Annotated in this window: 13 protein-coding genes; 10 read left to right on the plus strand and 3 right to left on the minus strand. The window is 67.9% G+C overall.

The window, feature by feature from the left end:
• Together C100_RS27645 and C100_RS27650 are read left to right on the plus strand one after the other, a co-directional pair.
• Positions 1–2,244: patatin-like protein (locus C100_RS27645; protein WP_024018260.1), on the plus strand; the 2,244-nt coding region annotated here is incomplete at its 5' end.
• Complete coding sequence (locus tag C100_RS27650) at positions 2,241–2,759, plus strand: hypothetical protein (protein WP_442800300.1); 519 nt, start codon at positions 2,241–2,243, stop codon at positions 2,757–2,759. The genes C100_RS27645 and C100_RS27650, both read left to right, overlap by 4 nt.
• A 12-nt stretch (positions 2,760–2,771) precedes the next feature.
• On the opposite strand, the gene C100_RS27655 is transcribed toward C100_RS27650, so the two are convergent.
• The gene (locus tag C100_RS27655) at positions 2,772–3,062 is read right to left on the minus strand and encodes a 4a-hydroxytetrahydrobiopterin dehydratase (protein WP_024018262.1); all 291 of its coding nucleotides are present in this window, start codon (positions 3,060–3,062) and stop codon (positions 2,772–2,774) included.
• A 41-nt stretch (positions 3,063–3,103) separates the two neighbouring features.
• Here C100_RS27655 and C100_RS27660 point away from each other — a divergent pair, with 41 nt between their 5' ends.
• The 5 genes from C100_RS27660 to C100_RS27680 all read left to right on the plus strand — a co-directional run bounded on the left by C100_RS27660 (position 3,104) and on the right by C100_RS27680 (position 6,771).
• A complete protein-coding gene (locus tag C100_RS27660; RefSeq protein ID WP_024018263.1) occupies positions 3,104–3,511 on the plus strand; it encodes a metallopeptidase family protein in 408 nt (135 codons plus the stop codon).
• Complete coding sequence (gene ccmA / locus C100_RS27665; protein WP_024018264.1) at positions 3,508–4,119, plus strand: heme ABC exporter ATP-binding protein CcmA; 612 nt, start codon at positions 3,508–3,510, stop codon at positions 4,117–4,119. The genes C100_RS27660 and ccmA overlap by 4 nt, the downstream gene beginning before the upstream one ends.
• Before the next feature lie 2 nt (positions 4,120–4,121).
• A complete protein-coding gene (locus C100_RS27670; RefSeq protein WP_024018265.1) occupies positions 4,122–4,763 on the plus strand; it encodes a heme exporter protein CcmB in 642 nt (213 codons plus the stop codon).
• 75 nt (positions 4,764–4,838) lie between these two features.
• Entirely contained in the window at positions 4,839–5,735 is an 897-nt protein-coding gene (locus C100_RS27675; protein ID WP_024018266.1) for a DMT family transporter, read from the plus strand.
• Between the two features lie 61 nt (positions 5,736–5,796).
• Positions 5,797–6,771, plus strand: a complete 975-nt coding sequence (locus C100_RS27680) for a cupin-like domain-containing protein (protein WP_024018267.1) — start codon at positions 5,797–5,799, stop codon at positions 6,769–6,771.
• Here C100_RS27680 and C100_RS27685 read toward each other — a convergent pair whose 3' ends face one another.
• The gene (locus tag C100_RS27685; RefSeq protein WP_024018268.1) at positions 6,772–7,050 is read right to left on the minus strand and encodes a chorismate mutase; all 279 of its coding nucleotides are present in this window, start codon (positions 7,048–7,050) and stop codon (positions 6,772–6,774) included. It abuts the gene before it with no gap.
• 106 nt (positions 7,051–7,156) lie between these two features.
• Here C100_RS27685 and C100_RS27690 point away from each other — a divergent pair, with 106 nt between their 5' ends.
• Together C100_RS27690 and C100_RS27695 are read left to right on the plus strand one after the other, a co-directional pair.
• Positions 7,157–8,185, plus strand: a complete 1,029-nt coding sequence (locus C100_RS27690) for a polyprenyl synthetase family protein (RefSeq protein ID WP_031308616.1) — start codon at positions 7,157–7,159, stop codon at positions 8,183–8,185.
• 121 nt (positions 8,186–8,306) lie between these two features.
• Positions 8,307–9,092, plus strand: a complete 786-nt coding sequence (locus C100_RS27695) for a TSUP family transporter (protein ID WP_024018270.1) — start codon at positions 8,307–8,309, stop codon at positions 9,090–9,092.
• A 19-nt stretch (positions 9,093–9,111) separates the two neighbouring features.
• Here the strand turns inward: C100_RS27695 and C100_RS27700 are convergent, their stop codons facing one another.
• Positions 9,112–10,722, minus strand: a complete 1,611-nt coding sequence (locus C100_RS27700) for an ATP-binding protein (protein WP_024018271.1) — start codon at positions 10,720–10,722, stop codon at positions 9,112–9,114.
• Between the two features lie 158 nt (positions 10,723–10,880).
• Between C100_RS27700 and C100_RS27705 the strand changes: the two genes are divergently transcribed.
• On the plus strand, positions 10,881–11,861 hold a 981-nt coding region (locus C100_RS27705), incomplete at its 3' end, for a helicase-related protein (RefSeq protein WP_024018272.1).

Consider the following 11,861-nt stretch of genomic DNA (forward strand, 5'->3'; position numbering starts at 1 on the left):
CGGCTGGCGCGCGCGAGCCGCGCCTTTCACGACAATGCCGCGCCCGGCACCGGCAGCGAAGCGGTCTATCGCGCCATGCTGGAAGCGATCGAGGCGCAGAGCGGCGTGCGGCTGCGCATCATGCCCGACATCATCGCCGGGGCCAGCGCGGGCGGGATCAACGGCATCTTCCTGGCGCAGGCGATCGAAACCGGCCAGTCGCTGGAGCCGCTGACCGACCTGTGGCTGGACAATGCCGATGTCGACCGGCTGCTCGACCCCGACGCCCGCCCCGCCCGCGCGCTGACCAAATTCTGGGCGACGCCACTGGTCTGGATGGCCGCCCGCCATCCCGGCGACGCCGTGGAGCGCACCGTCGCGCCGGGCACGCGCGAAGAAGTGCGGATGAAATTGTCCCGCTTCATCCGCTCCCGCTGGTTCGAACCGCCCTTTGGCGGCGAGATTTTCACGACCATGTTGCTCGACGCCTTCGACGCGATGGCCGCCGCCGAACGCGGACCGCCGCTGCTGCCCGAAGGCCATCCGCTCGACCTCTTCGTCACCGTCACCGATTTCGAAGGCCACCCCCAGAGCCTGAACCTCAACAGCCCGCCCCAGGTGATCGAGACCGAGCATCGCCTGTCGATCGGCTTTCGCGCGCGGGGCCGGGCCGGCCGCCGCTTCGCCGACCCGGCCGAACTGGTCTTCGCCGCGCGCGCCACCGCCAGCTTCCCCGGCGCCTTCCCCCCGTTCACGGTGCGCGAACTGGACCGGGTGCTCAAGCGCAAGCATCGCAACTGGCCGACGCGCGACGCCTTCCTGGCCCATGCCCTGCCGCGCCACGCCGCCCATGGGACGGCGGAGGACGCGGTGCTGATCGACGGGTCGGTGCTGGCCAACGCGCCCTTTGCCCAGGCGATCGGCGCGCTGCGCAATCGTCCCTCGCGACGGGAGGTCGACCGGCGCTTCGTCTATATCGATCCCAAGCCGGGGCACCGCTCCATCCGCCTCAACAAGGAAGGGCAGCAGGAGGACGCGCCGACCGGCGAGAATGCGCCCCTGCCCGGCTTTTTCCGCACCATTTTCGGCGCCCTGTCGGACATTCCGCGCGAACAGCCGATCCGCGACAATCTGGACCTGATCGACCGGCATTCGGCGCGGATCAGGCGGATGCGGCGGATTTTCGACGCCTTGCGGCCGGGCATAGAGGCCGAAGTGCAGGGCGCCATCGGCAAGATGCTGTTTCTCGACCGGCCGACGCCGGCGCGGCTGTCCGCCTGGCGCGCCAAGGCGCAGCAACGCGCGGCGAGTGCGGCGGGCTTTGCCTATCCGGCCTATGGTCATCTCAAATTGTCGGGCATCGTCGAATCGCTTTGCGCCCTGCTCTTCCGTTTGAGCGGGGAGGACAGCGCGATGATGCGCGAGGCCTATCGTCAGGCGATCTGGGCGGAAGTGCGCCAGTCCGGGGCGGACCAGCTCAGCGACAATGGCGGCTCCGGTTCCGCCCCGGTCGCCTTTTTCCGCGCCCATGACCTGTCCTTCCGCATTCGCCGGCTGCGCTTTCTGGCGCGGCGGCTGGCCGAAACGCTGGAGCTGGAGGCAGAGGCGGATGACCCGGCGGTGCTGGCCATGCACGACGCCCTCTATGGCGCGCTCGCCCTCTATGCCGAATGCGAGGAAAGCGATTTCCACGGGGACGATGTCGCCCGGTCGGCCAAAAATGTGCCCGGCGACGCTGCCGCGGCGCTGGAGGCGGTGGCGCGGGCGCGGGGCCTCAAGGCTCGCGACGAGGCGGCGGACCTGATGCTGGCGGAGGGCTTCGCCGCGCTGCCCAAGGCGGGACGCCGCACGATGCTGCTGGCCTATCTGGGCTTCCCGTTCACCGACATCGCCACCCTACCGTTGCTCCAGGGTGACACTCTGGATGAATATGATCCGGTGAAGGTCGACCGGATTTCCCCCGAAGATTGCGGCGCGATCCGCTCGGGCGGCGGACAGGCGACATTGAAAGGCATTGAATTCAACAACTTCGGCGCCTTCTTTAGTCGGGTCTATCGGGAAAATGACTATCTGTGGGGCCGGTTGCACGGCATCGAGCGGCTTCTGGATATCGTGAATTCAAGTGCACCCGCAGCAAGCCGTCTTTCGCCCGACACGCTGCGCGATTATAGGCGAGCCGCGTTTCTGGCGATCCTCGACGAGGAAGAGTCGCGCTTGCCGCATGTTGCGGATCTGATCGCCAGCTTGCGGGAGGAAATCGGGTGAGCAGGCGTCTGGTGCTGGTTCCGATGGTCATGACGCTGGCTTTGGCCGGCGGTTGCCGCGCGTCGGACGACGCCGCGCAGGTGGACAATGCCGCACCCACGCCGCAACTGGCCGCGACGGTCGCCCCCGACAATGCCGTGCCTGCCCCGCCGCCCCAGCCGCAGCCGCAGCCGCAGGCGAAGCCCGCAAAGGCCAATCCGGTCGTCACCGTCCGCGCCCAGCCAGCCCCCTATTTTCCGCTCGACCTGCCGCCGTCCGACGTGGCGGCGAACATCGCGCCGTTTCCGCGCGAAGTCACCGAATTCATGGTGACGCGCGACGGCTGCGATCATTTCCGGGGCGAAGAGCCTTATGATGCGGAACGCCGCGCCTATATCGAGGAAAATATCGTCGAACTATGCCAGGGCACCGACGCACGGCTGGCGATGCTGCGTCGGCGCTATGCGGGCGACCCGTCGGTGATCGCGGCGCTCAAAGGCTATGACAGCCGCATCGAGACGCCCCCCAGCTACTAGGCATAAAGCGCGCTAGTCCAATAACGCGTCGATCGCGCGGGCCAGCGCCACATCGCGCTGCGACAGGCCGCCGGCGTCATGCGTGGTGAGGACGATATCGACCCGGTTGTAGACGTTCGACCATTCGGGATGATGGTCGGCCTTTTCCGCCAAAATCGCGACCCGCGTCATGAAGCCGAAAGCGGCGTTGAAGTCGGCGAAGGTGAAGCGGCGCGACAGCCCGTCCGGCGTCGCCACCATGGTCCATTCGGGCAGGTCGGCCAGCGCCTGCGCCCGTTCCGCGTCGTTCAATCTGGCAATCATGTCCCTATCCTCATGCAGCGCTTTTCGCTTATGTGGCAGTCATGTCGCAGACCCGTCAACCGTCCCGCTTCGCCCCCACCCCCCAGGAGATCGAAACGCTCGCGCTCGAAGCGCTTGGTCGCCTGCCCGACCCGTTCCGCGAACATCTGGCCCATGTCGTGCTGTTCGTGGAGGAGTTTGCGGATGCCGATATATTGCGGGAGATGGAGATAGACGATCCCTTCGGGCTGACCGGCCTCTATAGCGGCCGCCCGGTCGGGCAGGAGGCGCAGACCGGCGACGCACCGCCGACCGTCCATCTGTTCCGCCGGCCGCTGCTCGACGAATGGGTGGAAACCGGCGTGCCGCTCGACGCGCTCATCACCCATGTCGTGGTGCATGAAATCGGCCATCATTTCGGCCTGTCCGACATCGACATGCATGTGCTGGAGGATATGGTCGCGTCATGAACGGCGCGGCCTTGCGCCTGACCGACGTCGCCTGCCTGCGCGGCGGGCGGATGTTGTTCCGGGGCGTCGATCTGAAACTGGAACCGGGCGGCGGCGCATTGCTGACCGGTCCCAATGGCGTGGGCAAGTCCAGCCTGCTGCGGGTCTGCGCCGGGCTGCTGCCCGCCTTTGCCGGGACGGTGGAGCGGTCGGGCGACATCGCCATGAGCGACGAGCGGCTGGCGCTGGATATGGAGGCGCCGCTGGCGAAGGCGCTGGATTTCTGGGCCAGGCTGGACCGGGCCGGACCGGACAGGTTGGCGGCGGCGCTGGCGGCGATGGCGCTGACGCCGCTGGCGCAGGTGCCGGTGCGGATGCTCTCGACCGGGCAGCGCAAGCGGGCGATGCTGGCGCGCGTGATCGCCAGCGGCGCGGGCATATGGCTGCTGGACGAGCCGGGCAACGGGCTGGACACGGCGTCGCTGGCGTTGCTGGGCCGCGCGGTCGCGGATCATCTGGCGGCGGGCGGGATCGTCGTCGCCGCTTCGCACCAGCCGCTGCCCATCGCCGCGCCGGTCACGCTGGCGCTGACCGACTATCGGCCCGATGCCGTGGACCAGGCGGCTTGAGGATGCTGGCGCTCTTGATCCGGCGCGACCTGCGTCAGGCCTGGGCGTCGGCCGGGCTGTGGCTGCCGGTCGCCTTCCTGCTGCTGGTCGCCAGCCTTTATCCCTTTGCGGTCGGGCCGGATGCGGCGCTGCTGGGGCGAACCGGCGGCGGAATCTTGTGGATCGCCGCGCTGCTCGCCAGCCTGTTGCCGGTCGACCGATTGGTCGCACCCGACGCGCAGGCGGGCATATTGGACCAGATCGCGCTGCGCGGCATCGGCGAGGAGATGGTGGTGACGGCGCGACTGGTCGCCCATTGGCTGGGCTTTGGCCCGCCGCTGATGCTCGCCACCCTGCCCGCCGCCGCGCTGCTGAAGCTGGACGGCGCGACCATCGTCAGGCTGGAGGTCGGGCTGTTGATCGGCACGCCGGCGCTGGCGGCGCTGGGGCTGCTGGTGGCGACGCTGACCGCCGGGCTGCGGTCGAGCGGCGCGCTGGCCGGACTGTTGGCGCTTCCGCTGGCGGTGCCGCTGCTCATCTTCGGCGCGGGAACCTTGGGCGACGGCAGCGGCGCGGCGCTCAAATTCCTGGGCGCGGCCTCGCTGCTGCTGGTGGCGATCACCCCCTTTGCGGGCGGCGCCGCGATCCGCGCGGGCCGGGAATAGACGCGGCGGGACGGCGCTCCCGCTCCGTTCACCTTCGGCTCGACATTGCCCTGTGGTTCGACCAAAGGCGACCTTATGTTCGGCATCATCGCATCCATCCTGTTCGTCCTGATCTGGTCCACCGGCTTCATCGTCGCACGGGCGGTGGTGCCGCATGGCGCGCCGGAACTGGTGCTTGCGGTTCGGCTGGCGATCACGACATTGCTGCTGGCGGGCGCGGCGCGCTATGCGGGGCAGCGATGGCCCAGGGGCCGGCGGCTGACGTTGCACCTGGCCGCCGGGGCCATGCTGCACGGCCTGTATCTGACCGTCAGCTGGTGGGCGGTCAGCCGGGGTATGCCCGCCGGGATCATGGCGCTGCTGGGCGCGACCCAGCCGCTGATGGTGGCGGTGGCCAGCGTCGCGCTGCTGGGCGACCGGCTGCCGGGCCGGGCCTGGAGCGGCCTTGCCATCGCGATCGCCGGCGTCGTTTGCGTGCTGCTGCCCGCGATCGAGCGCAGCGGCGCGGGCGCAGTGCCGGTCGTCCCCGTGCTGGCGGGCATTTTCGCGATCATCGCCATGACCGGCGGCACGCTGATCCAGCGCGGCCAGATTGCCGGCGACCCCATATTGATGTCGGGCGCGGTGCAGAATCTGGGCGGCGCGCTGGTCGCGATGGCGGCGACGCTGGTCGTGGGGGAATGGCGCTGGGACAATGACCCGCTGCTGTGGATCGGCCTGGGCTGGTCCGTGCTGGGGCTTTCGGCGGCGGGCCTCAGCCTGCTGGTTTGGCTGGTGCGGCACCAGGGGCCGACGCGCATGTCGATGCTGTTGCTGCTGGTGCCGCCCATCGCCGCGATAGAGGCATGGGCGCTGTTCGACGAGACGCTGGGTCCGGTGCAACTGGTCGGCTTCGCGCTGGCGCTGGGCGGCGTGCTGCTGGGGCGCTCGCAGGGCAGGAAGGCGGCCAGGGAACTGGTCGAGCCGGCCTGACCCGTCACATAAATGTCATTACCTGCAACATCCTCGTCATGATCGCGCGCTATGGGGCGGCATGAGCAAGCGCCCGCCGTCCCTTCCCACCCAGGCCGCCGACATGCGGATGCAGATGGCGCTCCGCCAGATTGATTTCGGCGCGGCGTCCGCCGCTACCCCGCGCCCGGCCGCGTCCCCGGCCCCGCCCCCGCCCAAGCCCAAGCCGCAGAACGACGCGGACCGGCTGGCGCTCAAGCGGCGCGACTGGCTGGCCGACGTGCAGGAGGCGCAGCGCGCCCTGTCGCCCTATGCGTCGGGCCTGCTGACCGCGGAAAATCTGTCGGGCGAAGATTTTCTCCACGGCTTCTACGCGCCGGGCCGCCCCGTGCTCATCAAGGGCGCCATGGCCGGCTGGCCCGCGCTGGAGCGCTGGACGCCCGACTATCTCGCCGACCGGATCGGCGACGCCATGATCGAATATCAGGGCGGCCGGTCCAGCGCCGCCGACTATGAACTGAAAAAGGACAAGCACCGCAAGCGCGCGCCCTTCCGCCAGTTTATCGACCTGGTCCGCTCGGGCGGCAACGACGCCTATCTGACCGCGTCGAACAGCGCGACCAACGCGCCCGCGCTTGCCCCGCTGAACACGGACCTGGGCCATATCGACGCCTATCTGCACAGCCCGCAGGGCATGTTGTGGATCGGCGGCGCGGGGGCGTTCACCCCGCTGCATTTCGACCTCACCAACAATCTGCTGGCGCAGGTGACCGGCACGAAACGCGTCATCCTGATCCCGCCGTCGCAGACCAGCCGCCTTGCCCACCGCAACCATGTGTTCAGCGACGTGCGCGACGTGACCGACGAAGCGCGGCTGAAACTGCATCCCCAGGCGCGCGACCTGCTGCGCTACGAGGTGATGCTGACGCCGGGCGACCTGCTGTTCATCCCGATCGGCTGGTGGCATCAGGTGCGGTCGGAAAGCTTTTCCACCATGCTCACCTATACCGGCTTCCACTGGCCCAATGCGGGCCATCAAAGCTATCCGGCGGGCTGATCAGCCTTCCCGCAGCCGTTCATGGTGGCGGATCACTTCGTCGATGATGAAGCGCAGGAATTTCTCGGTGAAGTCGGGGTCCAGCCGGGCGTCGAGCGCAAGCTGGCGCAGGCGGCCGATCTGCCGCTCCTCGCGGCCGGGGTCGGCGGGCGGCAGGTCGTGCGTCGCCTTATACTCGCCCACCGCCTGCGTCACCTTGAACCGTTCGGCGAGCATGAACACCAGCGCCGCGTCGATATTGTCGATGCTTTCGCGGTAGCGGTTCAATGTCTCGTCCACTTAAGGCTCCTTCCGGTTGATCGCCGCGCTTTTTGCCGCATCGGACGCTCCGTGCAAGCTATTCCCGCTTGCCTTTGGCGTTTTGCACCGCCACATGAGCGCTGTCATGACAGCACCCGCCCCCGGCAACGTCCACCCGATCGGCCGCGCGAAACCTGCGCCGTCGCTTGCGCCCATCATGAACCTGGTCGCCGATGGCATGAACCAGGTCAACAGCGTCATTCTGGACCGGATGCAATCGCGCATCCCGCTGATCCCGGAACTGGCCGGCCATCTGATCGCCGGCGGCGGCAAGCGGCTGCGGCCGATGCTCACCCTCGCCTGCGCCGATCTGGTCGGTTACGCGGGCAGCCGCCACTATAAACTGGCCGCCGCGGTCGAATTCATCCACACCGCCACGCTGCTGCACGACGATGTCGTCGACGGGTCGGGGATGCGCCGGGGCCGCAAGACCGCCAACATCATCTGGGGCAACAGCGCCAGCGTGCTGGTCGGCGATTTCCTCTTCTCCCGCTCCTTCGAACTGATGGTCGAGGCGGAGTCGCTCAAAGTGCTCAAGATCCTGTCGGGCGCATCCGCCGTGATCGCGGAGGGTGAAGTCAACCAGCTCACCGCCCAGCGCAAGATCGACACCAGCGAAGAACAATATCTCGACATCATCGGGGCCAAGACCGCCGCCCTGTTCGCCGCCGCCTGCCGCATTTCCGCCGTGGTCGCCGACCGCGACGAACAGGAGGAGCAGGCGCTCGATGTCTATGGCCGCAATCTCGGCATCGCCTTCCAGTTGATCGACGACGCGATCGACTATGAATCGGACGAAGCGACCATGGGCAAGGATGCGGGCGACGATTTCCGCGATGGCAAGGTGACCCTGCCGGTGATCCTGGCCTATGCGCGCGGGTCGGAAGACGATCGCGCCTTCTGGAAGGCCGCCATCGCCGGGCACCGGATCAGCAACGAAGACCTCGCCCACGCCACGCAATTGCTGCGCGGGACGGGCGCCATCGCCGACACGCTGGCGCGCGCGCGCCATTATGGCCAGCGGGCGATCGACGCGCTGGGCATGTTCGATGCCGGCAAGGCGAAAGCGGCCCTTACCGAAGCGGTCGAATTTGCGATAGCGCGCGCCTATTGAGGAGCCAGGCTCGCCTGTTCGTCCTGCCATCCGTTCGGACCGAGCCGGCAGATAGCCCAGCTTTCTGCACCGCCAAGGCGGCTTCGCGACGAGCGGCTATCTTCGCAAGGCCCGTCATTTCATGATCCTTTCTCCCGAAACCCTGGCCTTTCTGGTCGCCGCCGCCCTGATGGCGGGGTGCATCGACGCGATGGCGGGCGGTGGAGGCCTCATCACCCTGCCCGCGCTGATGGCGGCCGGCATACCGCCGGTGCAGGCGGTCGCGACCAACAAGCTGCAAAGCTGCTTTGGCACCTTTGGCGCCTGCGTCGCCTATGCGCGGCGCGGCCATATGGACCTTGCGACCTACAAGGGGCCAATCATCGCCGCCTTCATCGGGTCGGTCGGCGGGGCATGGCTGTTGCAGCGGGTCGATCCGTCGATCCTGGCCGGTCTCATGCCCGCGCTGCTCGTCGCCATGGCGGCCTATTTCACCTTCTCGCCCAAGCTGGGCGACGCCGACCGCCATGCGCGCGTCGGCATGGCCGGCCTGTCGGGCCTGATCGGCGTGATCGGCTTTTACGACGGGTTTTTCGGGCCGGGCGCCGGCGCCTTCTACACCACCATCTTCCTGGCGCTGGGCGGCCTGTCGATCCTGCGCGCCACGGCTCAAACGAAGGCGGCCAATTTCGCGAGCAATGTCGCGGGGCTGCTCACCATGCTGGCGGGCGGCCATGTCATCTGGGTCGCGGGCATCGCCATGGCGGCGGGCAGCATCATCGGCGGACAGCTGGGATCGCATCTGGCGATGCGCTTCGGGTCGCGCCTCATCAAGCCGCTGCTGATCATCATGTCGCTCGCGCTGACCACCAAGATGCTGCTGGACCCGGACAATCCGATCCACCTCTATCTGTTCGGCCAGGGCTGAGCGCGCTCAGCCCACCCCATCAATCCGTCTGCAACATGGTCGCCACGCGCCGGCGCAGTTCGCCCACGGCGAAGGGCTTGGTCAGCACCTCCATCCCGGGTTCGATATGGCCGTGGTTCAGCACCGCATTTTCGGCATAGCCCGTCACGAACAATATTTTCAGGTCCGGGCGCAGCGCGCGCGCGGCGTCCGCCACCTGCCGCCCGTTCAGCCCGCCGGGCAAGCCGACATCGGTGACGAGCAGGTCGATGCGCGTCTTGGACTCCAATATGCGCACGCCCGCAGGGCCGTCCCCCGCTTCCAGGCACCGATAGCCAATGTCGCCGAGCGCATCGCCGACCAGCATCCGCACCGATGGCTCATCGTCGATGATGAGAACGGTCGCCCCGGCATCGGCCTCCACCGTCAATTCGCCGGGGAGGATCACCTCTTCCTCGCATTCACCGCGATGGCGGGGCAGGTAGATGCATACCATCGTGCCATGGCCGACTTCGGAATAGATGCGGACATGACCATTGCTCTGCCGCGCAAAGCCATACACCATCGACAGGCCCAGCCCCGTCCCCTGCCCGATCGGCTTGGTGGTGAAAAAGGGGTCGAACACCCGGTCGAGGATCGCCTTGTCGATGCCCGCACCCGTATCGCTGGTGCAGATGGTGACATATTGGCCGGGCGTCAGGTCATGGTCGCGCGCGGCGCGTTCGTCCAGCCAGCGGTTGGCGGTCTCAATGGTGATCTTGCCGCCATGCGGCATCGCGTCGCGCGCGTTGATGCACAGGTTCAGGATGGCGTTTTCCAACTGGTTGACGTCCACCATTGCCGGCCATAGGCCGCCGGCGGCGATCGTCTGCACCTCAATCTGCGGCCCGACCGTGCGGCGGACCAGTTCCGACACGTCGCCCAACATCCGGTTGATGACGATGGACTTGGGCGACAGCGTCTGACGCCGGGAAAAGGCGAGCAGCCGGTGGGTCAGCGCGGCGGCGCGGCGGGTGGCGCCTTGCCCGGCGGCCAGATATTTTTCGATGTCGCCCGTGCGTCCCTGCGCCAGCCTTACGCCGATCATCTCGAACGCGCCGGATATGCCGGCCAGCAGATTGTTGAAATCATGGGCAAGGCCGCCGGTCAACTGGCCCACCGCTTCCATCTTCTGTGCCTGGCGCAGCGCGTTTTCCGCTTCTTCGCGCTCGGCCAGCGCCTCGGCGATGCGGGTTTCCAGCGTCTCGTTCAACAGGCGCTGGGCGCGTTCCGCCTCGATCCGGTCGGTAATGTCCTTGAACAGCACCGCGACCTGCCGGTTTTCGAACGGACCGACCCGGAAACTATGCACCTCCAGATGGTGGCCGGTCGCCACCAACTCGCGCTGGAACCGGATCGGCTGACCACTGTGCAGCACGCCGCCATAGAGTTCGACCCAACCGTCCGCCTCGTCCGGCACCATCTCGCGCAGCTTCTGGCCCACGACGTTGGGAATGCCGGCATGGCGCTCATAGGCGGCATTCGCCTCGATATGGACATAGTCGCTCAGGGGGCCATGCGGACCATCGAAAAACTCGATGATGCAGAAACCTTCGTCCATCGTTTCGAACAGGGCGCGATAGCGTTCTGCGTCCCCCGCCAGGCTGGCCATCGTCTCTTTCACCCCGTCATGACGGCACCGTCGCCGCATCTTTTCCAACATGGATTAACGCTTCGTGCGGGCCTAACGTATCGGTTCGCAACTATTTCCTTGGCCGACCGATTTTTCCGCGCCTTGCGATTTGGCAAAATCGGGGCGAGAGGACGTCCATGACCGCGCTTCCCATCCATGCCGTGCTGCCCGACCTGCTCGCCGCCCTGCGCGCGGGCAGCAACGCCGTGCTGGTGGCGCCGCCCGGCGCGGGCAAGACGACGGCGGTGGCGCCCGCGCTGCTGGATGAACCATGGTGCGGGGGCCAGGTGCTGCTGCTGTCCCCGCGCCGGCTGGCGGCGCGCGCGGCGGCCGAACGCATCGCCGAAATGATGGGCGAACAGCCGGGCGGCACGGTCGGCTATGCGACGCGGATGGACAGCAAATCGTCCGCCCGGACCCGGCTGCTGGTGCTGACCGAAGGTATTTTCGTGCGCCGCATTCAGGACGACCCGGAATTGGCGGGCGTGTCGGCGGTGCTGTTCGACGAAGTGCATGAGCGCAGCCTGGACAGCGATTTCGGCCTGGCGCTGGCGCTGGATGCGCAGGGCGCGCTGCGGCCGGACCTGCGCATCGTGCCGATGTCGGCGACGCTGGATGGCGCGCGCTTCGCCGCATTACTGGACGACGCACCGGTGATTGAAAGCGAGGGGCGCATCCAGCCGCTGGAACTGCGCCATGTCGGACGCATGGCGGAAAAGCGGATCGAGGATGAGATGGCGGCCGCGATCCGCCGGGCATTGGCGGAGGAGGCGGAAGGCGACCTGCTCGCCTTCCTGCCCGGCGTGCGGGAGATTGAGCGCACGGCGGAGCGGATCGAGGGGCTGGGCGCGCAGGTGCATATGCTGCACGGGTCGCTCGACCCCGGCGCGCAGCGGGCGGCGATCCGCCCGGCTCGCGACGGCGGCCGCAAGGTGATATTGGCCACCTCCATCGCCGAAACCAGCCTGACCATCGATGGCGTGCGGATCGTCGTGGACAGCGGGCTGGCGCGACGGCCGCGCTACGACCGGTCGGCGGGGGTGACGCGGCTCGTCACCGAACGCGCCAGCCAGGCGTCGGCGACCCAGCGCGCCGGCCGCGCGGCGCGGCAGCGGCCC

The sequence above is a fragment of the Sphingobium sp. C100 genome (genome assembly GCF_000508185.1).
Classification (GTDB): Bacteria; Pseudomonadota; Alphaproteobacteria; order Sphingomonadales; family Sphingomonadaceae; genus Sphingobium.